Genomic DNA, 26,450 nt, shown 5'->3' on the forward strand with positions numbered 1-26,450 from the left:
GGGCCGGGCATCCGACGTGGGGATGAACCCGGGTGCGACCGTGGGCGGGACTGCGGGTGGGGCGGGCTCACTCGCCGGCCTGGCCGTCGATCCCCTCGCGCAGCAGGTCGGCGTGGCCGGCGTGGCGGCCGTACTCCTCGATCATGTGGGTGAGGATCCACCGCAGCGAGACCGGGTCCCGCCCCTCCCGGATCCGGTGGGCGCGGGCCAGGGCTGCGGCACCGTCGTCGCCGTCCGCCGCGAGCAGGTCCACCACGATCTGCCGGGACCGCTCCACCTGGCCCTGCCAGAGGGCGCGCAGGTCCGCCGCGGAGTCCTGCGCCGCGCTGTGCCAGTCCCAGTCGGGGTCGGCGTCGAAGTCCGCTCCCACCCAGGGCGCCGAGGTGGGCTCGCCGAGGGCGACGGCCTCGAACCACCAGAACTCGACGAACGCGAGGTGCTTGAGCAGGCCGCCGAGCGTCATCGCGGACGGGTGCCCCGGCAGCCGGCGGTGCAGCGCCGCCGTGTCCAGGTCCGCCGTCTTCCACTCGATCGTGGCGCGCAGGAAGTCGAGGAAGCCCAGCAGGGTGGCAGCCTCGCCCGCGGCGAAGGGCGGCTCGGGGCGGCCCTGGTCGTCGTAGAACACGGTGGTCATGGCGGCCAGGCTACGCCCCACCCGCGTTGTCGTTCGGGAAACGGCGCGTCCGGGGGCGGGGGCGCGGGCGGCCGGGGGCGGGTGAGGTGGCGGACCTGGAACGCGTGCGGTCGCTTTGAGCCTGAAAAGTGCGCCCATACCGACCGCAGGCGTTCCCGGAACGGGCGGGCCGGCGTCGTCGGCCTGGCGGACGAGGTGCATGACGCCCTCGCGGTCGGAGGCGATCCTGCTCACCGCGGCGGATCGACCACGAGTCGCACCCGCGGGCTCGCCTGCTCGGCGGCGCCCTCCTGGGTCTCGGCGATCCGGCGCCAGATGCGGTCCGCCGACGGGTCGACCATCAGGTGCCCCATCTGCCGGATGACGGTGCCGAACACGGACGTCGGCATGCTGCGCCGCGGGGCGAAGCCGGACCGGCGCAGGCGCTCGGTCTGTTCCGTGGTCAGGTCCACGAGGCGCTCCAGCAGGGACTCGGTCTCCCCGCCGGCCTCCAGCAGCGAGCGGCGCACGTAGGCCCCCACCACCGGGTGGTCGGCCAGCAGGTCCGCGAACGCCGCGTCGCGGGCCGCGGACACCACCTGTGGGGTGCCCACGAGCGGGACCTCGTCGAGGGTCGCGGCGATCAGGCGCAGCACGTCGTCGTCGACGGCGCGGGTCAGCCCCGCCTTGCTGCCGAAGTGGTGCCGCACCAGCCCGGGGGCGACGCCGGCCCGTTGCGCTATCTCGCGGACGCTGGCCATCTCGACCCCCCGCTCGGCATACAGCTCGAGGGCCGCCAGGCGCAGGCGCGCGGGGGAGGAGAGATCGTCCTGATCGAAGGGCAGGGGGGTGTTCATCGGGTCCTCGGGGCTGGGTCGGCGGATGGGATGGCCCGTGGTCGGGAGATGAGGATGCGGGGGCTCGCTGAACCCTACGGCAGGGATCGAAACGCCCCCCGCACCCTTCTTGCACGCTAGTGCAACATCGTGCTTGAGTGTGCAACATCAGCTCAGTGAGGCATGTCACAGACGACTGCCGCCCGCCTCCGCGACCACCACACCTCCCAGGGGGACCCATGCAGACCACCGACACCGTCCTCGGCACCCCGTCCACCATGGGCGACGACGAGCAGCTCACCACCACTCGCCTCCTGCGGGACGCCGCCCGGACCTTCGGGGATCAGCAGATCATCCACACCCGCGGCGGCGGCTCCCGGTGGCAGACCACCTACGCGGCCGTGTGGGAGCGGGTGCGCCGCATGGCCGCGGCCCTGCGCGCCGAGGGCGTCGGGCCGGGGGACCGGGTCGGCCTGCTGCTGTGGAACGACGTCCGCCACCTCGAGTCCTACTTCTCCGTCCCGCTGCTGGGCGCGACCATGGTGCAGCTCAATCTGCGCCTGGCGCCCACGGACCTGGCCTACGTGATCACCCACGCGCAGGTGGGGACGATCGTCGTGGACGAGACCCTCCTGGAGCTCGCCGCCGCGCTCGAACCGCACCTGCCCGGGGGCATCCGCTGGATCGTGGCCGGCGACGGCGAGCTCCCCGCCGACTGGGCCGGTCGCGGCGACGTCCTCTCCTACGAGGCCCTCCTCGACGGGCAGGAGCCGCTCGAGACAGCGGACCTGCCGAACGTGAGTGAGCGCTCCGCCTCCGGCGCCTGCTACACCACGGGCACCACCGGCCGTCCCAAGGGCGTCTTCTACTCGCACCGGGCCACCTGGCTGCACGCGCACGCCGTGGTGTCCACCCTGGGCATGACCATGGCGGACACCGCCCTGCTGCTGACCCCCATGTTCCACGCGCAGTGCTGGGGCCTGCCGTTCGCCGCCGTCGCCGTGGGCGCGCGCCTGGTGCTGCCGGGCCGGTTCAACCTCACGGACACCCCGTGGCTGACCTCCACCCTCGTGGACCATGGCGTCACCGTGGCCCCGGCAGCCCCCGCGATCCTCATGCCGATGCTCCACCACCTCCGCACCCTCGAGACGCCCCCACGGATGGACGGCGTGCGCCTGCTGTGCGGCGCGACCGAGCCCCCCGTGGCCATGATGCGCGGCTTCGACGAGCTCACCGGCGCGGAGGTCATCCACGCCTACGGGGCCACGGAGACCTCGCCCATCGTCTCCCTCAACCGCATGAAGCCGAGCCTCATGGACACCCTTTCCGAGGATGAGCGGTGGAACCTCAAGCGGTTCCAGGGCCTCGTCGTCGTCGGGGTGGACGTGAAGATCACCGACCCCCTGGGCGAGCTGCTGCCGCCCGGCGAGGAGAACGTGGGCGAGATCCGCCTGCGCGGGCCCTGGGTGACCACCTCCTACGCGGACAACGCCGAGGCCACCGAGGCCGGCTTCGACGACGAGGGCTACTGGCGCTCCGGGGACCTGGGCTACCTCTCCCCGGAGGGCTACCTCAAGGTCACCGACCGCCTGAAGGACGTGGTCAAGTCCGGTGGCGAGTGGATCTCCTCGATCGACCTGGAGAACCACATCATGACCGTCCCCGGGGTCCGCGACGCCGCCGTGATCGGCGTCCCCCACCCCCAGTGGGAGGAGCGTCCTCTGGCCCTCGTGGTGCGGGACGAGGACTCCGACGTCGACCAGGACGCCGTCCTCGCCGCACTCGCCGAGCGCTTCGCCACCTGGCAGCTGCCGGACGAGGTCCGCTTCGTGACGGAGATCGACCGGACCGGCGTCGGGAAGGTCAACAAGCGCAAGCTGCGCGCCGACTACGCCGACGCCCTCACCTCCGGCCGCTGAGCGGCCCGCCACCTCCCCAGACCCACCCCGACCCCAGGAGACCCCGTGACCCAGGACGCCTTCCTCTACGACGCCCTCCGCACGCCGCGCGGTGCCGGCAAGCCCTCCGGCTCCCTCCACGAGGTCAAGCCGATCGACCTCGTCGTCGGCCTGACCCACGCGCTGCGCGACCGCCATGAGGGGCTCGACCCCGCCGACATCGAGGACATGATCCTCGGCTGCGTCAGCCCGGTGGGCGACCAGGGCGCGGTCCTGCCCCGGGTGGCCGCCCTCAAGGCGGGCCTGCCGCAGACCGTGGCCGGCGTGCAGCTGAACCGGTTCTGCGCCTCCGGGCTCGAGGCCGTGAACCAGGCCGCCGCCCGCATCCGCTCCGGCTGGGAGTCTCTGCTCGTGGCCGGCGGCGTGGAGTCCATGTCCCGCGTGCCCATGGGCTCCGACGGCGGCGCGTGGGCCATGGACCCGGCCACCTCCCTGGCCACCGACTTCGTCCCGCAGGGCGTCTCCGCGGACCTGATCGCCACCCGTGAGGGATTCAGCCGCGCAGAGCTGGACCGCTTCGCCGCGCAGAGCCACCGCCGTGCTGCGGCGGCGTGGCAGGAGGGCCGGTTCGCCCGCTCCGTGGTCCCGGTGACGGACATGAACGGGATGACCGTGCTGGACCGGGACGAGACCATCCGCCCCGACTCGTCCGTGGAGACCCTGGCCACGCTCAAGCCCTCCTTCGAGGCGCTGGGCCGGGAGGCGGGCTTCGACGCCGTGGCGCTGGAGAAGTACAGCTCGCTGGCGGGGATCGAGCACCTGCACCACCCCGGCAACTCCTCGGGCATCGTCGACGGCGCCGCGCTGACGCTGATCGGCTCCGAGGAGGCCGGCCGGCGGGCCGGGATGAGTCCGCGGGCCCGGATCGTCTCCGCCGCCGTCGTCGGCTCCGAGCCCACCATCATGCTCACCGGCCCCACCCCGGCGTGCCGCAAGGCCCTCGAGGTGGCCGGCATGACCGCCGCGGACATCGACCTCGTGGAGATCAACGAGGCGTTCGCGGCCGTGCCGCTGCTGCTGATGAAGGAGATGGGCTGGACCGAGGAGCAGACCAACGTCAACGGCGGCGCGATCGCCATGGGCCACCCCCTGGGGGCCACCGGCGCCATGATCCTCGGCACCCTCGTGGACGAACTCGAGCGGCGCGACCTGCGGACCGGCATCGCCACGCTCTGCATCGGCGCCGGCATGGGCGTCGCCACGATCGTCGAGCGCGTCTGAGCGCCCCACCCACCCGACCGACCAGCACGGCAGGAAGAGCACCGGCATGAGTGAGCACATGATCACCTGGGACCAGGACGCCGACGGCGTCGTCACGCTGACCATGGACGACCCGCAGGCGCGGGTCAACACGATGAACGAGCGGTACCAGGACGCGATGGACGCCGTCGTGGACCGCCTGGAGGCGGAGCGGGACACGGTGACCGGCGTCGTCCTGACCAGCGCGAAGAAGACCTTCTTCGCCGGCGGCGACCTGGACTCCCTGGCCCAGGCCGGCCCCGAGGACGTGGAGTCCGTGTTCGCGCTGACGCAGCGGGTCAAGGGCCAGCTGCGCCGCCTCGAGACCCTCGGCCGCCCCGTGGTCGCCGCGATCAACGGCACGGCGCTCGGCGGCGGCCTGGAGATCGCCCTGGCCTGCCACCGGCGCATCGCCGTGGACGACCCGGGGCTGAAGGGCGGCCTCCCGGAGGTCACCCTGGGCCTGCTGCCCGGAGGCGGCGGCATCACCCGCCTGGTGCGCATGGTGGGCGTGGAGCGCGCCCTGATGGAGTGGCTGCTGCAGGGCACCGCCCGCGACGCCCGGGCCGCGATGGAGAAGGGGATCATCGACGAGGTCGTGACCGACCCCGCGGACCTGGTGCCCGCCGCCAAGCGCTGGATCCTGGAGCACCGCGACGACGCCGACGCCGCCGCGAAGCCCTGGGACGTCAAGGGCTTCAGGATCCCCGGCGGCACCCCCGCCCGAGCCTCCTTCGCCTCCCGTCTGCCCGCGTTCGCCGCCACCCTGCGCCGGCAGCTCCACGGCGCGGACCTGCCCGCCCCGAAGGCGATCCTCAGCGCCGCGGTGGAGGGCTCGCAGGTGGACTTCGACACCGCCTCGCGCATCGAGACCCGGTACTTCGTGTCCCTCGTGACGGGCCACACCTCCTCCGCCATGATCCAGGCGTTCCACTCGGACATGCAGGCGCTGCGCTCCGGCGCGGCCCTGGGCGGTCCCTCCCGCGAGCGCAGCACGATCACCACGGCGGCGGTGCTGGGCGCCGGGATGATGGGCGTGGGCATCGCCCACGCGCTCGCGCTCAACGGCGTGGACGTGATGCTCAAGGACGTCAGCCTGGAGGCCGCCGAGCGCGGCCGTGAGCGGGTGGGCGCCCTCCTCGAGGGGCGCGTGGCGAAGGGGCGCATGAGCCGCGAGGACGCCGACGCCGTCCTGGCCCGCGTGCAGCCCACCGAGGACTATCAGGACCTCGCGCACGTGGACGCGGTGATCGAGGCCGTGTTCGAGGACGTCGAGCTCAAGGACTCGGTGTTCGCCGAGGTGGAGAAGGTGGTCGGCCCGGACACCCTGCTGTGCAGCAACACCTCCACGCTGCCGATCACCCTGCTGCAGGGCCCGCGGGAGCGCTCCCAGGACTTCATCGGCCTGCACTTCTTCTCCCCGGTGGACCGGATGAAGCTCGTGGAGATCATCCGTGGTGAGCAGACCTCCCCGCGCACGGTGGAGCGCGCCTACGACCTGGTGCAGCAGATCCGCAAGCTGCCCATCCTGGTCAACGACGGGCGCGGCTTCTACACCTCCCGCGTCTACGGCACGCTCGTGCTCGAGGCCGCGGCCCTCGTGGAGGAGGGCGTGGACGCGCAGCGGATCGAGCGGGCGGCCCGCCACGCCGGCTTCCCGGCCTCCCCGCTGGCCATGATGGACGAGGTCTCCCTGACCCTGATCCAGCACATCCGCCGCGAGGAGGAGAAGGCCGTCGCCGAGGCCGGCGGTGAGCGTCCGGTGCGTCCGGGCGAGCGCGTGGTGGAGCGCATGGTGGACGAGTTCGGCCGCCCGGGCCGCGCTCAGGGCGCCGGCTTCTACGAGTACCCGGAACAGGGCCCCAAGCACCTGTGGCCAGGCCTGGCCGAGCACTTCGCCACCGGGGCGGACGTGCCCGAGCAGGACCTGCAGGACCGCCTGCTGTACCGCATGGCCATCGAGACGGCCCGCTGCTTCGACGACGGCGTCCTCACCGACGCCCCCTCGGCGAACCTCGGCGGCGTGTTCGGCATCGGCTTCCCGCCGCACACCGGTGGGCCCGTGACGTTCATGACGCACCGCGAGGGCGGACCGGCCGCGTTCGTGGCCCGCGCCGACGAGCTGGCCGACCGCTACGGCGAGCGGTTCCGTCCCGGCGGCACCCTCCGGCAGCTGGCCGAGCGAGGCGAGGGGCCGGGCCGATGAGCGCCGCACCGCTGGCCGGGGTGCGCGTGGTGACCATCGCGCTGAACCTGCCCGGGCCCGTCGCCGCGGCCCGCCTGCAGGAGCTGGGCGCCGACATCGTCACGGTGCTCCCGCCCAGCGGGGACCCCGTGGCCACCCTGGTGCCGGCCCTCTACGAGGAGCTGCACCGCGGGCAGTCGGTGCGCACCGTGGACATGAAGTCCCAGGCCGGGGCTGCCGAGATGGAGCAGATCCTGGCCGAGGCGGACGTGTTCCTCACCTCCCACCGCTCCGGGGCGCTGCGCCGGCTGGGCCTGGACGCCGACGCCGTCCGCGCCCGCCACCGGCGGATCTGCCAGGTGGACATCACCGGATACGACGGGGACCGCACGGACGTGCCAGGCCATGACATCAACTACCAGGCCGCGGCGGGCCTGCTGGCGCCGGGGGCTCCACCGCGGATCCTCGCGGCGGATCTGCACGGTGCCGAGCGGGCCGTCTCCGCCGCGCTGGCCCTGCTGTGGGCCCGCGGCGCGGACGGGGACGGCGGGCATGCCACGGTGGCGCTCGCCGATGCGGCGCACGCCCTGGCCCTGCCCAACCGGCACCGCATGACGGGCCCGCGCAGCCCCCTGGGCGGGGCCCTGCCCCACTACGGGGTGTATCCGGCGGCCGAGGGCCATGTGGCCGTCGGCGCGCTCGAGCCGCACTTCGCGGCCGCGCTTGTCGAGGGCCTCGGGCTGGACGCGGACGGGGACGTCCGCGCGCAGCTCACCGAGGCCCTCTCCCGGCACGACGCCGCCCACTGGCAGGCATGGGGGGAGGAGCGGGGCATCCCGCTCACCGCCCTGGCCAGCCCCACCGCCTGACCCCCACGACTCAGCACCCCCCTCGAACGACCTCCAGGAGCCCCTCATGACCACCACGGATTCCCGCACCCGCTCGCTGATCGACGTCGACGTCGACGTCCTCGAGTACCACCGCCTCCTGACGCCCGAGCAGCAGGAGGAGCTCACGGAGATCCGCGCCGCCCTGGCCGAGATCGTCACCCCGCACGTGGCGGAGGCCTGGAGCCGGGACGAGTTCCCGCACGAGATCGCCCGCCGCGTCGGGGAGCTGGGCTACAACCACATCAGCGGCATGACCGAGGACCCGTTGTTCCGCGGGCACCTGATGGCCGAGCTGGCCCGCGCGGACATCTCCCTCAGCGTGTACTTCGCCCTGCACAACGACCTCGTCGGGGCCACCCTGGAGGCCCTGGGCTCGGAGGAGCAGAAGCAGACGTGGCTGCCGGGCCTGTACGCGATGGAGTACACCGGCTGCTTCGCGCTGACCGAGCCGGAGCACGGCTCCGACGTCGCCGGCGGCATGGCCACCACGGCCCGCCGAGAGGGGGACGAGTGGGTGATCAACGGGGCCAAGCGGTGGATCGGCAACGGCACCATGTCCCGCATCGCGATCGTGTGGGCCCGGGACGAGGAGGACGACCAGGTCAAGGGCTTCATCGTGGAGACCGACACCCCCGGCTACGAGGCCACCAAGATCGGGCACAAGACCGCGGTGAAGATCGTCCAGAACGCGGACATCACCTTCACGGACGTGCGCATCCCGGCGGAGAACAAGCTGGAGAAGGCCAACACCTTCGCGGACACCAACGTGATCCTGCTGGGCTCCCGCAACGGCCTGGGCTGGCAGGCCGTGGGCGCGCAGCAGGGCATCCTCGACGCCGCCCGCCGCTACGCGCTGGAGCGCACTCAGTTCGGCCGGCCGATCGCCGGGCATCAGCTGGTGCAGTCCCTGCTCGTGCAGATCGCGGCCAACCTGGCGGCCACCCTGGGCATGGCGCACCGGGCGGTGCAGCTGGAGGCCACCGGCGAGGTGTCCATGACGCAGGCCTCCCTGGTGAAGCTGAAGACCTCCCAGATGTGCCGCGAGTCGGCCGCGCTGGGCCGCCAGATGATGGGCGGCAACGGCATCCTCGCCGACGTCGGGCTCGGCCGGTTCTTCTGCGACGTCGAGGCGATCTTCACGTACGAGGGCACCTACGAGGTGAACTCGCTGATCGTGGGCCGCGGCCTCACCGGTCACTCCGCCTTCCTCTGAACCCCCTCCGACGACCGCCCCACCAGATCAGGAGCCACCGTGACCACCTCCGAGACCCCCGACACCTCCGCGACCACCCACGGCCGGCCCACCGAGCGCCGGGGTCATGTGGCCGAGCTGCTCTCGGCCACCGTGGCCCGGCAGCCGGATGCCGTGGCCCTGCGGATCGGCGAGGCCCGCATGACCTACCGCGAACTGGACCAGGTCACGGCCGCGACGGCCGGCTGGCTGCGCCACCGCGGGGTGGGCCCGGGGGACCGGGTGGCCGTGCTGCTGCCCAACGTCCCGGCCTTCGTGGCGGTCTACGAGGCGCTCATGCGCCTGGGTGCGGTGATGGTGCCGCTCAACCCGCTGTTCACGGCCCGTGAGCTGGAGTACTTCCTCGAGGACTCCGGGGCGCGCGTGCTCTGGGCCATGCCCGGGCTGCCGGCCGTGGACGAGGTGGCCGGGAACGTCGACGTCGAGGTGGTCACCCTGGACCTCGAAGCGGTCGGGCGGGAGTGCGCCGCCGAGGGCATCGCCCCGGTCACGGAGATCACCCCGCGCGACCCCGACGACGACGCCGTCCTGCTCTACACCTCGGGCACCACGGGGCGGCCCAAGGGTGCCCGGCTGACGCACACGAACCTGCGTTCCAACGCCATGGCGACGGCGACCGGCCTGGGCCGGCTCGGCCCGGACGACGTCGTGTTCGCGGCGCTGCCGATGTTCCACGTGTTCGGGCTCTCGGTGGTGCTCAACGGGGCGGTGTTCGCCGGGTCCACCCTGTCCCTGATGCCGCGGTTCGTGCCGGAGGCCGCCTACGACCAGCTGCAGGACCACGGCATCACGTTCCTGCCCGGCGTGCCCACCATGCACGGGGCGTTCCTCTCCGTGGCCCGGACCCGTCGTGAGGCCGGGGCCGAGCCGGCGGACTTCTCGAGGCTGCGCATGCCCCTCTCCGGCGGTGCGAGCCTGCCGGTGGAGACGCTGCGCGCGGCGGAGAAGCTGTTCGGCGTGCCCGTGTTGGAGGGCTACGGACTGTCCGAGAACGCGGGCGCGTGCTTCTTCAACCCCGTGGACGCGCCGACCCGCCCGGGCACCGTGGGCCGGCCGGTGGACGGCTTCGAGTTCCGGATCGTCGCGATGGACGGCACCGAGGTGCCCGAGGAGGACCTCGAGACCTCCGGTGAGCTGCGCATCCGGGGCGAGGGCATCATGGCCGGCTACTGGGGCCGCCCGGAGGACACGGAGGCGGCGTTCGACGAGGACGGCTGGTTCCGCACCGGGGACATCGCCCGCCGGGACGAGGCCGGGTACGTGATGATCGTGGACCGGCTCAAGGACGTGATCATCCGCGGCGGCATGAACGTGTACCCGCGCGAGGTGGAGGAGGTCCTCTACGAGCACCCGGACGTGGTCGAGGCCGCCGTGGTGGGTGTGCCGGACGAGCGGCTGGGCGAGGAGATCGCGGCCTTCGTCTCCCTGGCCCCGGGCAGCGCCGTCACGGGGGAGCAGCTCCAGGCGTTCGCGGCCGAACGGCTGGCCCGCTACAAGCAGCCGCGGGAGGTGACCGTCCTGGACGGGCTGCCGAAGAACGCCACGGGCAAGATCCTGCGCCGCGAGCTGCGTCAGGGGTGAGGGGCGCCGGGCGGTCCGGGCGCAGGTCGTCTGGTCTGAGCGAGAGGAACGACAGACAGGTGGCCTCTCGCTACGCTCCCGCGGACCCGCAGATCCGGGCGGTGATCGCCACGGTCGGCGGGGAGGACCAGATCACCGTGATCGGCCACCTGGACGCGGACGCAGTGCGTGCGGACCCCAAGCCGTTCCTCGGCTACAGCGACAACACCAACCTGCACCAGTGGCTGTGGGGCAACGGGGTGGCGAGCTTCTACGGCGGCTCCACCCAGGTGCACCTGGGGCCGGGACCGGCTGTGGATGAGGTGCACGCCGCGTCCCTGCGGGCCGCCCTGCTGACAGGAGGGCGGCTGGAGATCACGGAGCCGGGGGAGTCGGAGGACCATGGCGTCGACTGGCTGGACCCGCGGGCGCTCACCGAGTTCGGGACGCGCGAACCGGTGCCGGGCCCGCACGACGACGGCGCGCCCGGCGTCGGTGAGGGCGCCTCACCGTGGCGCTGGGCCGGGCCGCGGCGCTCGGTGACCGGCCGGACGTGGGGCGGCTGCCTCGAGGTGCTGCCGTGGGTGATGGCGGCCGGCCGCGGGCCTGCGGACATGGCGGTGCTCGAGGGTGGGGTGCTGCTCATCGAGACCAGCGAGGAGCTGCCGAGCGCCGGCGAGGTGAAGCGGCTGCTGCGGATCCTGGGGGAGCGCGGCGTGCTCGGCGCTGTGGACGCCGTGCTGGCGGCCCGCCCGCCGACGAGCTCCTTCGAGGCGCCGCGGGGTGCGGAGGAGCGGGCGCGGCTGCGCGCGGAGCAGGGTGATGTGGTGCTGGAGGAGGTCGGGCGCTACAACCCGGATGCGGTGGTGTGCGTGGGCGTGCCGTTCGGCCACACCCGGCCGCAGTGGGTGGTGCCGCATGGCGGCAAGATGACCGTGGACGGGGTCGAGCGGCGGGTATGGGCGGAGTATTCGTGAGGTCAGGGGACGAGCGCCGCATCTCCAAATGACTGCTCGACCAGGGAGCGGAGGTCGCGCGCCAGGCCGAGCATGAGCGCCGGGTCTGACCTGTAGAGCTCCACAAGGGCGAGGTCCTGGACTGCTCCCTGCTTGAGACCGTGCTCTCCGCCGGTGTAGTGCCAGATGAGGTTGGACACCTTCATCTTGACGGCATTCGGATTTCGAAAGTTGCCCGGCAGGCTAAGTCCTGGATCGAAGGGGCCCTGAGCGAGTAGACGAGACAGGCCCACGACTGAGGGTGTCCCCTCACTCGGGTTGGCCCACTCCAGGTGATGAGCAAGTCCGAGAGCGAGCAGAGTCTCACCTGCGGTCCAGGGCAGTGTGGCCATCGTCCTCGTCCTTCCGAAGGCTTCATGAGTTCCGGTCATCCTCTGACACGCGATGTCCCCGTGGAAGAGGCCCAGCGGGCGCCGCGTGTGAACACGGTGCCCTCCAGGCTGCCGAGACGGCAGAATCGCGCTAAGCTGCAGTATGCCGCGCGCGCTTCCCAGCAGGTCTGCGGCGAAGAGCGATAGAGGTTGCATGGAAACGTTCAAGATGGGGGAGTTCTTCTCCGGGCCTGGAGGCATGGCACTCGGCGCCCACCAGGCAGTCGAGAGGGACCCTGAACTGCGGGACAGGATGTCTCTCCAGCACGCGTGGGCTGTCGACATTGACGAGTCATCCTGTCTTACGTACCGACGCAACATTCCCGGCGCGACGCTGAAGTCTGTCAAAGTCGGTGACGCGCGAGCCGCTGCCGAGAACATCGACTCCTTCGGCGACATTGACGGATTCGCCTTCGGTTTTCCCTGCAACGACTTCAGCCTTGTCGGTGAGCACAAGGGGCTCGACGGTGATTTCGGCGGCCTCTACAAGACCGGTGTCAGGGTTCTCGAGGCAAAGCGGCCCAAGTGGTTCGTCGCCGAGAACGTGGGCGGCATTCGAAGCGCGAACGGCGGTCGCGCGTTCCAGGTGATTCTGGAGGAGCTCAAGGACGCCGGATATCGGATCACTCCGCACCTCTACCGGTTCGAACAGTACGGCGTTCCCCAGGCGCGGCATCGCGTTCTCGTCGTGGGGGTTCGCGATGATCTCGACGTCGAGTACGCCGTGCCAGCCCCCACTCACGGACCCGGGACGGGATATGCCTTCGTCACGTCAGGAGAAGTCGTCGCGGCGCCAATGGACGCATCCGTCACGAACAATGAGCGCACCCGCCAGTCCAGACAAGTGGTCGAGCGCCTGGAGCTCATCGATCCGGGCGAGAATGCGTTCAATGCGAAGCGCATGACAGACCAGGCTCGGCTCAATGTCCGTGGCGCCACGATCAGCCAGATCTACCGACGTCTCGACCCGGCCAAGCCTTCGTACACCGTGACGGGGTCCGGAGGCGGTGGCACTCACGTTTACCACTGGGATGAACCCCGGGCCCTCACCAATCGTGAGCGTGCACGCCTCCAGACATTCCCTGACACCTTCCACTTCGAGGGGAGGCGGGACTCCATCCGGAAGCAGGTCGGCATGGCAGTTCCCCCGCTGGGAGCGCAGGCCGTCTTCACGGCGCTGTTCAGGAGCCTGCTGGGGATTCCCTATGAGAGCATTGCTCCGACTCTGACGACTGCACGCGACAGCTCCTCGCCCCAGCGGCTGTTCTGAGACGCGATCCCTGCATCCACCTGGAGGACCAGCACATGACTGACAACTCGGCAATGAAGGATCTGCTCGCCCGCCAGGTGGTGAACCGGATGAAGCGTGGCCGGACCATGGAGGAGGCAGTGGACTCACTGCTGGATGACTCTGACGATGAGATGGTCATAGCCCTACGTGAACTGTTGCATGATCATCGGGTTAAGACTGACAAGTGGGCCGAGCGCATCCGTGTCCGGATTGATCCCACAGGCGGTGCAATTGCGGTGGATTCGGACAACGATGAGAGCTCTCATCGTTCCTGGTATCTGCCGTCGGCAGGCCCGCGCTGGTCCCAGCTTCGTGAGAAGATGCTCAGCACGGGTCTGGCAGAAGCGATCCCCTCGATCGACCGCTCGAGCGATCAGATCGTGTCGCAACTCGCCGAGCCGTACTCGATGCAGCGCCGTCGGGGCCTGGTCATAGGAAATGTCCAGTCCGGCAAGACGGCGAACTACGCGGCTGTCGCGGCTAAGGCCCTGGATGCGAACTACAAGTTTGTGCTCGTCTTCTCCGGCACCTACAACAACCTCCGTGCGCAGACCCAGAAGCGCATTACGAGGGACCTGGGTGTGGAGGAGAATGCCCAGCAGTGGATCACTTTGACCACGACCCAGACTGATCTTCAGGCCGCCAGCTGGGTCAACGCCGCGTCGACTGTGTCCAGCCTTCTGGACGGAGCCCGCACGATGATCGCGGTGATGAAGAAGCAGACCTCTCGGCTCGACCATCTGCTGAAGTTCCTCGACCAGATCGACGAGCAGACACTCCGTAGGCTTCCGATCCTCATCATCGACGACGAATCCGATCAGGCGACCCCGGACAGCTCGCCGAATCCGGAGGATGACCCGACGAAGATCAATGCCAAGTTGCGTCGCGTGTGGTCGAAGGTTCGGAACGGAACGTACGTCGGCTACACGGCCACTCCCTTTGCGAACGTGCTCATGGACCCTCAGGATGCTGCCGATCCTGACGACCCCTCGGCCGGATCCCTCGAGAGCCTCTATCCGCGGGACTTTCTCGCCGTCATGCCGACACCCAAGAACTACTTCGGGGCGGAGACCCTCTTCGGAATCCGCGATGGGTTCCTCGACGGGGAGGAATCCGAGGGACTCGACGTTATTCGCCGTATCCCGCGCGAGGAATGGAGCGATCTGGGTCCCCAGCGGCAGAAGGACGCCGCCGATTTCGTTCCGACGGTGACCAGTTCCCTCGGTGATGCCATCCGGTGGTTCATCGTGGCGAGCGCCATCCGTCGTCTGCGCGGCCAGAAGGACAAGCATTCGTCGATGCTCGTCCACACCACGGAGCGCACGGATCCGCACTTCGCCATGCAGGAGGCGATCAACGATTTCCTAGATCCCATGAAGGAGCGAGCACGAGAAGGCGATGTCTCCGAGTTCCGTGCGATCTTCAACGAGGAGGAGGACCGTGTCGCGGAGCTCTACACCGGAGACGGCCCTGCGCCGACCTGGCCGGCTATCCAGGGTGAGATCCTGAACGTGCTTCGCGTGCTGCGCGTCGTCGTCGACAACGGCAAGGAGGCTCACGCTGATCGGCTGGTGTACGACGACGAGCACCCGTCCACGGTGATCGTTATCGGTGGCGGAACCCTCTCCCGAGGTCTGACACTTGAGGGGCTCTTCGTCTCCTTCTTCACCCGTAGCTCCAAGGCCTACGACACCCTCCTGCAGATGGGCCGCTGGTTCGGCTACCGGCCAGGATACGAGGACCTGCAACGGATCTGGCTGGCGGAGGGCTTGGACTCCGACTATCAGTTCCTTGCTCAGGTGGAGGCCGAGGTGCGTCGAGAGATCACCGAGATGGCGAGCCAGGGAAAGACTCCCGGCGAGATCGGGCTCAAGATCCGCCGGCATCCCGGCCGTCTTGAGGTGACGGCTCCCGCCAAGATGAAGCACGCTCGCCAGATCGAGTACACGTTTCAGGGCCGGAACAAGCAGACGATTCTGTTCGACTTCGCGACGTCGGGTCTGCAGAAGACGAACACCCGTATCGCTGTCGACTTCCTTCACCGCATCTCCGATCATGCCGTGACATCGGCGCCCGGTCAGGGGTCGAAGCTCTACAAGGGTGTTAGCTTCGAACGTGTTCAGGAGTTCTTTGAGAAGTTCGCCATGCACCCCAAACACCAGGAGGAGCACAAGCGGGCTCTCGACTGGGCTGCGAAGAAGCTTCCGGAGAAGTCTTGGCGGGTCGTGCTGGCGGCCGGTGGCGGGGAACAGGTGCTCGCGGAGCAGGGCCTTCAGGTGAAGGCGGTGCGGCGCGCGCCAATCAAGGACCCCGAAGAGGGGTCGGTCAACATCCGAGCGCTCATGTCCGGCAACGACCGAATCGCGGACCTGGCGACTGAGGGCAGCCCGCTTGCAGAAGACGCTGGTAACGGTGATGAGCAGAGCGCCGCTCGGTTGCGCCCGAAGAATGAGGGAGGTGCGAACGGAGAAGGCCTGCTGATCCTCTATCCGATCTCGCGCATGTCGCGAGCTCGGTCCGGTGCGAAGGACCGCGAGGATATGCAGGAAGTGCTTAAGAAGATCGACCCCGCCCTGGCCGAAGTTGATATGAACGAACCCTTCTTCGGCTACGCGATGGTCCTCCCCTCGGATACGGAGGGCCTGCTCACGCATGACGGGGACTTCCTCGCGGTCGAGATCCCCGCAGCTGATGAGGAGGAGCCTGAGAATGACCCGAATGCGTGAGGCGTTCGCGCGTGTGGCGAATGAGCCCAGTGTATGGAGCGCTTCCGAGTTCCACGTCGTCGAAGTACAGGGACGGCCGGTCGGCCGTCGCGTGTGGGTGGGGAAGGACCAGCTGAGCACGCCGACCGCCTTCTTCGAGTCCGGGGACGACCGGCTTCTCAACATTGAAGTGAGCCAGGCCATTCGTCTCGCGTCGGCGACGATTCAGAATGAGCTCGGAGATGCGCTGAGAGCAGTGCAGATCCGGTGCCTCGAACCCCGGCTCGAGGGGGTGTTCCACACGTTCCTCGAGGACGTCAATGCCAGCGTGGATGCGGGCGGGACTGTCTATGACGCACTCGCTAGTACGGTGCGCGAATGGCGCCGACTGCTGATGATCGCCCGCGAGGGGATCAGCGAGCAGGCGCTGGAGGGCCTCTATGGGGAGCTCAGCATCCTCCGCCAGATCGTTGCGGTTCATGGCGCCTCGGCGTTGACCCTGTGGGAAGGCCCGGAGCGGGGCCGGCATGATTTCGTGGGCGACGTGGTCAGCATGGAGGTGAAGACCGCCGCACTCCAGAACCGCCAGGCCGTCACGATTCACGGTCTTCGTCAGCTGGAGCCCTCGGAAGGTTCTGATCTCTACCTCGCCGTCACTGAGGTGGATCCCCACCCGCGCGGAGAGCGGCTCTCCGACCTGGTCGAGGAGATCGTCGACGCAGGAGTCGACGAGTCTGGTATGCGCAAACGGCTGGCGGCCTTGGGATACGTCGTCGACATGCCGGGAACGGAGGACCATCGGTTCAAGCTGGTCTCCACGAAGTACTGGCATATCACGGAGAGCACCCCGGTGCTACGGCGCTCCGTCCTGCCCGAGGCTGTCGTCAACGCTGTCTCGGACCTCAGCTACTCACTGGACCTGTCCGCCCTGGGGGACGGCTTCAGCGAGGAGTTCGACTTCACCAGAATCGCTCGAGAGGAGGCCTGACTTGGTGGCTGAGGTTCGACTGCGCCGCTACTCCAAGCCTCGTGGGCCGGGTGACCAGACCAGCGGAGGCCGCGGCAAACTTCTGAACACCCAGGGTCATCTCACCCGCCTGGACGTCCTTGTTCGGGAGACTCTGCAGAACTCATGGGACGCGGCAGATCATGAGAACTGGTTCCCCGCCTACGGCGCCAGCATCCGCCGCGCGGACACCTCTGTCCGGGAGATTCTCTCCACGCAAATCTTCACGGAGATCACTGAGGATCTGAAGCTGGGAAAGTTGCAGGCTGCGCTGACCTCTCCCGACCTCCATGTGGTGGAGATCTTCGACCGTGGGACCACCGGCTTGAACGGGCCCGTCAGGTCAGGCGAAGCCGCCCCACCCGGACAGCCGAACAACTTCAACGCCTTCGTCTTCGACATCGGGACCACGAAGCCCCAGGGGGGCGGCTCTGGAGGGACCTACGGCTTCGGCAAGACGGCGACCTTTGAGGCGTCGGCAGCCCACGCCGTTGTCTACTGGACCCGGTGCGAACGAGGCGACGGGACTCTCGAGGACAGGCTCATCGCCTCGGCTCTCCACGATGAGTTCGACATCGGTGGCAAGCGGTACACGGGAGCCCACTGGTGGGGAGACATGGACCAGGAGGAGATCCTCCCCTTGCGCGGTGACCACGCCAAATTCCTGGGCGAGGCGCTGTTCGAGACGCATTTCGGCGAGGAGGAGACGGGGACGTCGATCCTCGTCCTCGCTCCTACCGTGCTCACTCACCGGGACGGAGACGTGGACGAGTGGGTCCCGGTGGGCACGGACGAGCAGTGCGACATGCTCGGGCAACAGATGCTCGATGCGCTGGTGGCGAGTGCCTGGCCCAAGGTGGTGCCATACGGTGACGGGGATGCCCCCATGATCGTCCAGTTCTCCGTACGTGGTGAGGAGGTCGACATCGCCACTGTCGTCGAGGAGCGTCTTCCCGTGTATGCGCACGGCCTCGCCGCCATCCGATCTGCTCAGCTCGGAGAAGACGCCGCCTCTCCCTGGGCTGTCCCGGTCGGCATCCGAGAGGAGGCAGTGACTCCGATCCGTCTGAACCCCAAGGCCTCTGCCGGCTACCCGATTGAGGACTACTTCGGCGGGCGGGATGATCGGACGGCAGGACACCTCTACATGGCGAAGGTTCTAAGGGACCCGCTGGCCTCCGATGAGGAGGCACGCAAGCGGGACAGCCTTTCCGTGATGCGTTCCGAGACGGAGATCGTGGTCAATTACACTCCGATGCCCGTCGACGAAGGTGAGATGTACGAGTGGTTCGGCGTTTTCAAGCCGACTCCGGAGTGCGATCGGCATTTCGCTGCATCAGAGCCGGCGACGCATGACGCCTGGAATGTCTCGATCCCGGACAACCCCGTGGCGGTCTACGTCGTAGGCCACACGATGCAGAACGTAGCCTCCAAGGTGCGCGGCTTTGTCCGCAAGGACTCGGCGAAGAAGATCCGGGGAGAGGTCCGGTCCGCGCGCGTGCTTTCCCGTGCCCTCAACTCATTCGTGCCGACGGGCTCGGACACCTCCCCTTCGGGACTTCCCGCCCCGAGTTCTCCCGGAAGCATGTCGAGCTCGGAAGACACGACTGCACAGGGGGACCACGCGGGTGGATCCTCGTCCGGCGGACGTCGAAGGCCAGGCAACCAGGGTAACGCCACGGTGCAACTTCGAGGCAGCCGGCAGCTCCCAGGTGGAGCCTGGGAGATTGACTTCGAAGTGCAGAACGAGAAGGGACGCGAGCGAATCGTGGAGGCAGTGGTCAAGGCGCGTGAGTGGGGCGGTGCGGTGGAGATGGACGCGTCGAATGTTGACGTGGAGTGGGCCCTGGGTACTGAACGTCGTTCGGGGCCTAGCATCACGATCACAGGACCGACTGAGGGGTCGGTGAAGATCACGCCCCACTTCACCGCGGCGATGACCTTCGACCTCGTCGTGGGCAGGGGGGCTTGATGGCGCCGTTGTTCCTCTCACCGTTTCCCCGTCTGGACCCGAGCTCCGCCTCGTGGCAGCGGTGGGCGGTCGACTGCGATGGTCGCGATGTCTCTCTCCAGGATCTCGCGGAGCATTGCGATGCAAACTCTTCTCTCACATTTCTGATCGACGTGAGTGTTGATGCTGACGCGCTGGAGGCACTCGAATCACCGGGGTCTCCTGTGCTCGTGGTTTCTGTGACCTGCTCGGCGACGGCGTTCATCCTCACACACCGAACACCGTTGACGCGGAGCGGCGACCGTTTCGTCGCGCGTGGAGAGCTACGTCTTGATGCACATGAGGTCACGGCTCAGCTCGATTTGGCGGCCACGATCGTGGCGCCGGTTGCTGACCAGCCCTGGCTCAGAGACCGGATCGTGGCGGAGGCCAAAACGGAGAAGGTCTCGCTGGAACCGAGTCAGCCCGGCTTCCCGGTAAGCGTGGTGTCGTTCAGGAACGAGTCCTGGCAAGCGGCCCCGTGGCGCTTCGACCTCTACGCTGCGGGTCTCGAGGACGGATTCAGGTCGTCGATGCGCCTCTATGTGAACGAGGACTATCCCCAGGCGATCGACCTGCTCGACGGGACAGCACCACGCATTTCTATGGCACTGCTTGAGGCTGACATCGCACGCCAGCTGATCGCCGCCGCCCATCGCCTCAGTCGGGATCTTGCGGAGAGCGGGTCCGATGCGTCTCTGAGCGGTGATGTGGACGCGGTGGCCGAGGAAAACCCTGAGTCCATCGCCGCTGCCGCGGCTCGGATCGCGGCTCGGTTCTTCCAACGTTCACTGCGGGAGGTGTGTGGAATCTACCGAGATGAGCCCGAGTACTTCGAGTACCTCTTGATGTCCGCGACTCACTTGCTGGAGGGAGACGCATGAATCAGTACACGCTCATGCCGCGACTGTCGCCGACAGCTGCACGCCAGCAGCGCATCTTCCTGTGGGAGAGCGACGGGGTGATGGAATTCGACCGTGGGGTGGTTGAGGATGCCGTGGCGGCTCCTGATGCCTTCCCCTCCACCGGCGGAGCCCCTGCCACAGTGGACGAGCTGCTGCGGTTGCGTGAGGCCCTGCTCGAAGAAGTCTCTGTCGCGCCGCAGTCGAGCATGGCGGACTTCGATCTGGCTCTCGGCCGCGCCCTCTTCACAATGTCCTCTGGACAACGCGCGGAGTTCGCTCATCCACAGGTCTGGGACTTCCTAGCTCTCGCCCTGCTCCCCGACCTGGCAACGCGTCGAATTCGCTCGTCCCAGACAGCGCCGAGTCGTAAGTCGTTCCAAGATCGCCTCATCGGTGGCAACCGGCGGCATGTGATGGAGAGGCTTTGGAAGCGGTGGGTGTTGTTCGGCCCCGAGATTGTGGAGTCCCGCCGTCCCTCGGAGGACCTCTACGCTGCCATTCTCGAGAGACCCTCCTTATGGAGAAACCCGGCCGTTGCTCGAATCGTGATGGAGAAGTTCCTTGCTGAGGGGACTGCCAGAGGAGAGAAGACGGGGGAAGGCTATCGGCAGCTCATCATGCCGATTCGAGCCGCTACAGGTTTCGCTGATCTGACGACAAGTGACGTGGATTGTCTGCGCTCTGTCGTGGACCACCAGTATCAGGAGGCATCAGAACCGCGGGGCCGTGATGTGAGAGGCGCGAAGTCATCCACCATGGCTGTTGATGCGGTCGCGAGCGAGTCCCTGGCTCCGGTGGAATTTGCTCCTGAGTCGGCGCCGCAGCCCACTGCCCGTCGCCGGCCCACGCTTCGGCGTCTCTTCGGAGGGAGATGACGAGCGGAGGTTCCGAAGGCACCTCTTGGGCTTCCTCTCCGGTGGCGCGCGCGACGATGCGCGGGAACAGGGCCCGAGACACCAAGCCCGAGCTCGCCGTCCGTCGCCGGCTCCACGCAGCCGGCCTGCGCTACCGTGTCAACGCTCGGCCGGAGAAGGACCTGCGCCGCACCGTGGATATCCTGTTCCGGCCCGCTCGTGTGGTCGTGCTCATCGACGGCTGCTACTGGCACGGCTGTCCGGAACACTACATCGCTCCGAAGGCCAACGGCGGCTACTGGTCGGACAAGGTCGCCACCAATCGCACTCGCGACGCGGAGACCACCCGGGTACTGACCGAGCGAGGATGGCTCGTCCTCCGCTTCTGGGAGCACGAGGACCCGGCCGTCGTCGCGGAGCGCATTGTCGCCGTCGTCAACGAACGGAGGCCCCGGCGAACTACCGGGGCCTCCTGAGCGGGCCGCGGCCCACGCGCGGCCCGCTCCCACTTCTCGAACGAAAACGCCCCGGGGCCGCCCGTTTCGTCAACGAAAGCGCCCGCCCGCCCGCGCCGCCCCCGTCACCGCTTCCGGTACAGCCCCTTCTTCTGGAACTTCGGCTCGCTCGTCACGAGCATCCCCAGGGACCGGAAGATGCCCTCGTCCACGGAGCCGAGGATCGTCGTCGTGTGCACGTCGCAGCCCTCGAGGCTGGCCAGCTGCTCGACGGCCGCCTTCGCGTTCTCGTCGGTCGCCGCGGACACGGAGAGCGCGATCAGCACCTCGTCCGTGTGCAGCCGCGGGTTCTTGGAGCCCAGGTGCACGGTCTTGAGCGTCTGGATCGGCTCGATCGAGGCGGGGGAGAGCAGGTGCACGTCGTCCTCGATGCCGGCCAGCACCTTGAGGGCGTTGAGCAGCACCGCGGCGGAGCAGCCCAGCAGCTCCGAGGTCTTGCCGGTCACCAGGGTGCCGTCCGCCAGCTGCACGGCCGCGCCGGGCTCGCCGGTGCGCTCGGCCACCAGCTGCGCGGCACCCACCACCGGGCGGTCCTCCGAGCTCAGGCCGAGCTTGGACATCACCAGGGCCACGCGCTCGGACTCGGTGTCGTCCGCGCCCTCCAGGGCCTCATTGACCTGAGCCTTGTAGTAGCGCCGGATGATCTCCTGCTTCGCGGCCTCCTGGCACACCTCGTCGTCCACGATCGCCGCGCCGGCCATGTTCACGCCCATGTCCGTGGGGGACTTGTACGGGGTGGTGCCCGTGACCTTCTCCAGCAGCGCGGACAGCAGCGGGAACACCTCGACGTCGCGGTTATAGCTGGTCACCCGCTCGCCGTACTCGGCCAGGTGGAACGGGTCGATCAGGTTGATGTCGTCCAGGTCCACGGTGGCGGCCTCGTAGGCGGCGTTCACCGGGTGCTCGAGCGGCAGGTTCCAGATGGGGAACGTCTCGAACTTCGCGTAGCCGGCCGGGATGCCCCGCTGCCGATCGTTGTACACCTGGCTCAGGCACGTCGCCAGCTTGCCGGAGCCCGGGCCGGGGGCCGTCACGACGACGAGGTCCCGCGTGGTCTCGGACCACTCGTTGGCGCCGAAGCCCTGCTCCGAGACGATCGTGGACATGGCGTGCGGGTAGCCGGGGATCACGCGGTGGCGGGCCACCTTCAGGCCGAGGCGCTCGAGCTTCTCGAGGAACGCCAGAGCGCGGTGGTTGGCGTCCTCCAGCTGCGTGACCACCACGTGCTCCACCAGGAACCCGCGCTCGCGGAACACGTCCACGAGGCGCAGGACGTCGTCCTCGTACGTGATGCCCAGGTCCGCGCGGACCTTGTTCCGCTCGAGGTCCTTGGCGTTGAAGCACACCAGGATCTCGGTCTCGTCCTTGATGCGGTCCAGCATCGCGATCTTGTTGTCCGGGGTGAAGCCGGGCAGGACGCGGGAGGCGTGCAGGTCGTCGAAGAGCTTGCCGCCCATCTCCAGGTACAGCTTCCCGCCGATCTGGCGGCGGCGTTCCTGGATGTGCTGGGACTGGAGCTCGATGTACTTCGCGCGGTCGAATCCGACGCGGTGGAGGGGGCCGGAGGCCGCGGCCTCCGTGGTGGTGCTGGCGGGGCGGGCGGTCTCATGCGTGCCGGTCATGGACTCTCAGCATAGACCTGTCCGCGGGGCGCGTGGCCCCGGCTGGGAGTCGCACCCACCACATCCCTCAGTCCCGCTGGTCCTCCGGGTCGTCCGCGATCCAGTCGTGCTCGGGGTCGTCGAAGCTGCGTGTGCGCCCGGTGCGCAGGTCAGTGACGTCCATGACGCCGGTGCCGCGGTCCAGGCGCACCTGCTGGTGTGAGGCGGGGTCGACGACGGTGATCGTCTGGGTCTGCGGATCGTAGTCGTCCACCCGCACCTGGTCCTCGTACTCCTGCCGCGGGCCGTAGGACTCGTGCGTGTCGTCGTCGGGGAAGGCGGGGGCGCCGGGGGCGCGCAGCCGGCGCTCGAGGGTGCGCTCCACCCGGCGGGCGGCCGCCTCCTGCGCCTGCGTGGCCAGGCGCCGCAGACGCGCGAGGGACTCCTTGTCCTGGGAGATCTCCGCGCCGAAGAACCGCCACTGGTAGCGGTAGGCGATCATCCGCACCGCGAAGATCAGGAACGCGATGAGGAAGCCGGTGAACGTGTTGAGCGCGCCGTTCATCGCCACCACGGTCGCCAGCACCGCGCCCAGGAACGTGGGGAGCACGTACACGCCGCGGGGGTCGAAGATGGACGGCACCTCGTTGGCGACGATGTCCCGCAGCACGCCGCCGCCCAGCGCCGTGACCATCGCGATCACCACCGTGGACACCGGGTGCACGCCCATCGAGTGCGCCAGCAGGACGCCGGACACCGTGAACAGGGCGAGCCCGGCGGCGTCGAACAGGGTGATGGTCAGGTTCAGCCGATTCGGGTGGATCAGCTTGACGTACACGAGCAGGGAGACGAGCACCGGCGGGGCCAGGTAGACCGGGTTCTCCAGGGACGCGGGCAGGCCGCGGTCCAGCAGGATGTCCCGGGTGAAGCCGCCGCCCAGCCCGGCCAGCAGGGACAGCGCCATCGAGCCAACAAGGTCGAACTGCTTGCGGGCCGCCAGCAGCGCCCCCGAGGTGGCGAAGAAGAAGATCCCGATCAGGTCCAGGGTCGTGAGCAGCCACGGGACGTCGGTGAGGGTGGCGAAGAACTGCTGCACGTCCACGGCGGCTCCTTCCGTCGAGTCCGGGGTTCACCGGCCATTGTCCCGTGCGGCCCGCGCGGTGGCTCGTTTGTTCACCCGGGTGTCCCCGGGGGGACGTCCTCGCCTGCCCCCGGCGTCTCCTCGTTCGCCGGGGGGCCGTCCTCGCCGGGGTCGGCGGGCGGGCCGTCCCTGCCCTTGCGGTCGCGGATGTCCGGCACGGGCGGCTCGTCGTGCGGATCCAGGCGCTGGCGCTGGGTCTTCCCCGAGATCTCGGCCCCCGGGGCGAGCCACTCCCTGCGCAGGGACACCACGCGCAGCACGAGCACGAGCACCATCACCGCCGCCGAGGTCAGCGGGTTCAGGAGCTCCGCCTGGCCGAGGGCCGCCGTCGTGCCCGCGCCGAGGATGGCCGGCAGCGCGTACCAGCCGCGCCCGCCGAACACGGCGGGCGGTTCCCCAGCGACGACGTCGCGCAGGATGCCGCCGCCGACGGCGGTCACCAGGCCCAGCACTGCGGCGGCGACCGGGCTCAGGCCGGCGAGTAGGGCGATGCGCGTGCCCACCACGCAGTACACGGCCAGGCCGATGGCGTCGAAGGCCATGACGGCGTGGTGGCCGCGCTCGCCGTCGAAGATGCGGAGGAACACCGCCAGGGACGCGACCGCCGGCAGGATCAGGTACCAGGGGTTGTCGAAGGCCGCGGGCACGTCCCGGCCGACCACGAGGTCACGGACGACGCCGCCGCCCGTGCCCACCATGAGGGCCAGCAGAAGGGAGCCGACGATGTCGTAGCCCTTGCGCACGGCGAGGACGGCGCCCGAGATCGCGAAGAAGAACACGCCCACGAGGTCCACGGCGGTGATCGCCGCGGTGATCGCGTCGGCGAGCTCGCCGTGCGCGTCGATCGGCTCGGGCACGTCCCGTTCGAGTTCGGCGGGGTCCTTGGGGGCGGCGGACAGCAGCCACACGGGGAGAGACGGAAGCAGCACCCGCCCATCGTCCCCTGTCAGGCGGCCCCGGGTCAGCCCTGCGCTGGTCCGAACTCCTTGGCCAGCTCCGCCGCCACGCCGGTGTACCCGGCCGGGGTCAGCTCCAGCAGGCGGGCCTCGGCGCCCTCGGACAGGCCCAGGCCCTGCACGAACTCGCGCATGCGGGCGGCGTCCACGCGGTGGCCGCGGGTCAGCTCCTTGAGGCGCTCGTAGGGGTTGTCCATGCCCGGCACGCCGGCGATCGCTTCGGCGCGCATGACGGTCTGGATCGCCTCGCCGAGGACCTCCCAGTTCGTGTCGAGGTCCTCGGCCAGCACGGGCTCGGCCACCTGGAGCTGGCCCATGCCCTTGGTGACGTTGGTCAGGGCGAGCACCGAGTGGCCGAGGGCCACGCCGATGTTGCGCTGCGACGTCGAGTCCGTGAGGTCGCGCTGCCAGCGGGACTCCACGAGGGTGGCGCCCAGCGAGTCGAGCAGGGCGCAGGAGAGCTCGAGGTTGGCCTCCGCGTTCTCGAAGCGGATCGGGTTCACCTTGTGCGGCATGGTGGAGGAGCCGGTCGCGCCGGCCACGGGGATCTGCGCGAAGTAGCCGATGGAGATGTAGCTCCACACGTCCACGCAGAAGCCGTGGAGGATCCGGTTGAAGCGCGCGACGTCGGCGTACAGCTCCGCCTGCCAGTCGTGGGACTCGATCTGGGTGGTCAGCGGGTTCCAGGTGAGGCCGAGGTGCTCCACGAAGGACCGGGACAGGGCCGGCCAGTCCGCGTCCGGGGCGGCGGCGAGGTGGGCGGCGTAGGTGCCGGTGGCGCCGTTGATCTTGCCCAGGTACTCCTGGCCGGCGATGCGCCGGGTCTGACGGGTCAGACGGTGCACGAACACGGCCATCTCCTTGCCCAGCGTGGTGGGCGTGGCCGGCTGGCCGTGCGTGCGGGAGAGCATGGGGGTCTCGGCGGCCTCGGCGGCCATCGCGGAGACGGTGGCCACGGCGGCGCGGGCAGCCGGCAGCCAGACCTGCTCGACGGCGTCGCGCACGCCCACCGCGTAGGCGAGGTTGTTGATGTCCTCGGAGGTGCACGCGAAGTGCACGAGCGGCTTCAGCCGGCCCAGGCCCAGCCCCTCGAGGCGGTCGGCGATGAAGTACTCGACGGCCTTCACGTCGTGCACCGTGACCTTCTCGGTGGCCGCCAGCTCGGCCACGGACTCCGCGTCGAAGTCCGTGACGATCGCCCGCAGGCCCGCCTGCTGCTCGGCCGTGAGCGGCTCGAGACCCGGCAGCACGCGCTGCTCGGCCAGGTGGATGAACCACTCGACCTCCACGTGGATGCGGTTGCGGTTCAGCGCCGCCTCGGACAGGTGCTCCACGAGCGGCTCCACCGCCGCGCGGTAGCGGCCGTCCAGGGGGCCGAGGGCGATGCCGGCCTCGGCGAGGGAACGGCGGTGGGCGGTGGACGCGGGCGCGGGCTGCGAGGTCATGGCCCCCATTCTGGCAGGCGCCGCGGACGCCCGACGCAGGCGACGACCGGGTCCGTCCTCGACCGCGACGGGGTGGCGGGTGCAACATGCGGACGCGCCCGGTGGCCCGGGGCGCGGTGGA

Annotated in this window: 21 protein-coding genes; 14 read left to right on the forward strand and 7 right to left on the reverse strand. The window is 69.3% G+C overall.

What is annotated here, in order from left to right; all coding sequences use genetic code 11:
* Positions 1-67: 67 nt before the first annotated feature.
* On the reverse strand, positions 68-634 hold the full coding sequence (locus ABIB16_RS09700) for a DinB family protein (protein ID WP_206451682.1): 567 nt from the start codon (positions 632-634) through the stop codon (positions 68-70).
* A gap of 230 nt (positions 635-864) precedes the next feature.
* Positions 865-1,470 carry a TetR/AcrR family transcriptional regulator gene (locus ABIB16_RS09705; RefSeq protein ID WP_061866814.1) on the reverse strand — a complete coding sequence of 202 codons (606 nt, stop codon included), beginning with the start codon at positions 1,468-1,470 and terminating at the stop codon, positions 865-867.
* Between the two features lie 218 nt (positions 1,471-1,688).
* Here ABIB16_RS09705 and ABIB16_RS09710 point away from each other — a divergent pair, with 218 nt between their 5' ends.
* Genes ABIB16_RS09710 through ABIB16_RS09740 form a run of 7 tightly spaced genes read left to right on the forward strand, consistent with a single transcriptional unit; the run spans position 1,689 to position 11,510 of the window.
* Positions 1,689-3,368 (forward strand): long-chain-fatty-acid--CoA ligase, encoded by a 1,680-nt coding sequence (locus ABIB16_RS09710; RefSeq protein ID WP_061866815.1) that lies wholly within the window; start codon positions 1,689-1,691, stop codon positions 3,366-3,368.
* A 45-nt stretch (positions 3,369-3,413) separates the two neighbouring features.
* The gene (locus ABIB16_RS09715) at positions 3,414-4,628 is read left to right on the forward strand and encodes an acetyl-CoA C-acetyltransferase (RefSeq protein ID WP_036336657.1); all 1,215 of its coding nucleotides are present in this window, start codon (positions 3,414-3,416) and stop codon (positions 4,626-4,628) included.
* Positions 4,629-4,674: 46 nt separating this feature from the next.
* Positions 4,675-6,852, forward strand: coding sequence for a 3-hydroxyacyl-CoA dehydrogenase NAD-binding domain-containing protein (locus ABIB16_RS09720; RefSeq protein WP_061866816.1), 2,178 nt, complete (start codon positions 4,675-4,677; stop codon positions 6,850-6,852).
* Positions 6,849-7,700: a CoA transferase gene (locus tag ABIB16_RS09725; RefSeq protein ID WP_044658735.1), complete on the forward strand. Its 852-nt coding sequence runs from the start codon at positions 6,849-6,851 to the stop codon at positions 7,698-7,700. The genes ABIB16_RS09720 and ABIB16_RS09725 overlap by 4 nt, the downstream gene beginning before the upstream one ends.
* Before the next feature lie 46 nt (positions 7,701-7,746).
* Positions 7,747-8,934 carry an acyl-CoA dehydrogenase family protein gene (locus ABIB16_RS09730; RefSeq protein ID WP_230278205.1) on the forward strand — a complete coding sequence of 396 codons (1,188 nt, stop codon included), beginning with the start codon at positions 7,747-7,749 and terminating at the stop codon, positions 8,932-8,934.
* 39 nt (positions 8,935-8,973) lie between these two features.
* The gene (locus tag ABIB16_RS09735; protein WP_230278206.1) at positions 8,974-10,554 is read left to right on the forward strand and encodes a long-chain-fatty-acid--CoA ligase; all 1,581 of its coding nucleotides are present in this window, start codon (positions 8,974-8,976) and stop codon (positions 10,552-10,554) included.
* Entirely contained in the window at positions 10,551-11,510 is a 960-nt protein-coding gene (locus tag ABIB16_RS09740; RefSeq protein WP_502915477.1) for an LD-carboxypeptidase, read from the forward strand. Before ABIB16_RS09735 ends, ABIB16_RS09740 begins: the two co-directional genes overlap by 4 nt.
* Before the next feature lie 2 nt (positions 11,511-11,512).
* Here ABIB16_RS09740 and ABIB16_RS09745 read toward each other — a convergent pair whose 3' ends face one another.
* Positions 11,513-11,695, reverse strand: a complete 183-nt coding sequence (locus ABIB16_RS09745; RefSeq protein WP_354436246.1) for a hypothetical protein — start codon at positions 11,693-11,695, stop codon at positions 11,513-11,515.
* A gap of 379 nt (positions 11,696-12,074) precedes the next feature.
* Between ABIB16_RS09745 and ABIB16_RS09750 the strand changes: the two genes are divergently transcribed.
* From ABIB16_RS09750 to ABIB16_RS09780, 7 genes are read left to right on the forward strand one after another with little or no spacing between them, the layout of a single operon-like run.
* Positions 12,075-13,190 (forward strand): DNA cytosine methyltransferase, encoded by a 1,116-nt coding sequence (locus ABIB16_RS09750; protein ID WP_206495987.1) that lies wholly within the window; start codon positions 12,075-12,077, stop codon positions 13,188-13,190.
* 35 nt (positions 13,191-13,225) lie between these two features.
* Positions 13,226-15,937, forward strand: a complete 2,712-nt coding sequence (locus tag ABIB16_RS09755; RefSeq protein WP_354436247.1) for a Z1 domain-containing protein — start codon at positions 13,226-13,228, stop codon at positions 15,935-15,937.
* On the forward strand, positions 15,921-16,904 hold the full coding sequence (locus ABIB16_RS09760) for a PD-(D/E)XK motif protein (RefSeq protein WP_354436248.1): 984 nt from the start codon (positions 15,921-15,923) through the stop codon (positions 16,902-16,904). The genes ABIB16_RS09755 and ABIB16_RS09760 overlap by 17 nt, the downstream gene beginning before the upstream one ends.
* Positions 16,905-16,908: 4 nt before the next feature.
* Positions 16,909-18,894: a hypothetical protein gene (locus tag ABIB16_RS09765; RefSeq protein ID WP_230278226.1), complete on the forward strand. Its 1,986-nt coding sequence runs from the start codon at positions 16,909-16,911 to the stop codon at positions 18,892-18,894.
* A complete protein-coding gene (locus ABIB16_RS09770; RefSeq protein WP_230278225.1) occupies positions 18,894-19,796 on the forward strand; it encodes a hypothetical protein in 903 nt (300 codons plus the stop codon). The genes ABIB16_RS09765 and ABIB16_RS09770 overlap by 1 nt, the downstream gene beginning before the upstream one ends.
* A complete protein-coding gene (locus ABIB16_RS09775; protein WP_230278224.1) occupies positions 19,793-20,692 on the forward strand; it encodes a DUF6339 family protein in 900 nt (299 codons plus the stop codon). Before ABIB16_RS09770 ends, ABIB16_RS09775 begins: the two co-directional genes overlap by 4 nt.
* A 56-nt stretch (positions 20,693-20,748) precedes the next feature.
* The gene (locus ABIB16_RS09780; protein WP_230278223.1) at positions 20,749-21,147 is read left to right on the forward strand and encodes a very short patch repair endonuclease; all 399 of its coding nucleotides are present in this window, start codon (positions 20,749-20,751) and stop codon (positions 21,145-21,147) included.
* A gap of 104 nt (positions 21,148-21,251) precedes the next feature.
* Here the strand turns inward: ABIB16_RS09780 and ABIB16_RS09785 are convergent, their stop codons facing one another.
* The 4 genes from ABIB16_RS09785 to purB all read right to left on the reverse strand — a co-directional run bounded on the left by ABIB16_RS09785 (position 21,252) and on the right by purB (position 26,329).
* Positions 21,252-22,808, reverse strand: a complete 1,557-nt coding sequence (locus tag ABIB16_RS09785) for a DUF1846 domain-containing protein (protein WP_002858124.1) — start codon at positions 22,806-22,808, stop codon at positions 21,252-21,254.
* 67 nt (positions 22,809-22,875) lie between these two features.
* Positions 22,876-23,889 carry a trimeric intracellular cation channel family protein gene (locus tag ABIB16_RS09790; protein ID WP_230278222.1) on the reverse strand — a complete coding sequence of 338 codons (1,014 nt, stop codon included), beginning with the start codon at positions 23,887-23,889 and terminating at the stop codon, positions 22,876-22,878.
* A gap of 71 nt (positions 23,890-23,960) precedes the next feature.
* Positions 23,961-24,857, reverse strand: coding sequence for a trimeric intracellular cation channel family protein (locus ABIB16_RS09795; protein ID WP_326847854.1), 897 nt, complete (start codon positions 24,855-24,857; stop codon positions 23,961-23,963).
* Between the two features lie 32 nt (positions 24,858-24,889).
* Complete coding sequence (gene purB, locus ABIB16_RS09800; RefSeq protein ID WP_206452513.1) at positions 24,890-26,329, reverse strand: adenylosuccinate lyase; 1,440 nt, start codon at positions 26,327-26,329, stop codon at positions 24,890-24,892.
* Between the last annotated feature and the right edge of the window lie 121 nt (positions 26,330-26,450).

The sequence above is a fragment of the Micrococcus sp. UYEF5 genome, assembly GCF_040546065.1.
GTDB classification, from domain to species: domain Bacteria; phylum Actinomycetota; class Actinomycetes; order Actinomycetales; family Micrococcaceae; genus Micrococcus; species Micrococcus luteus.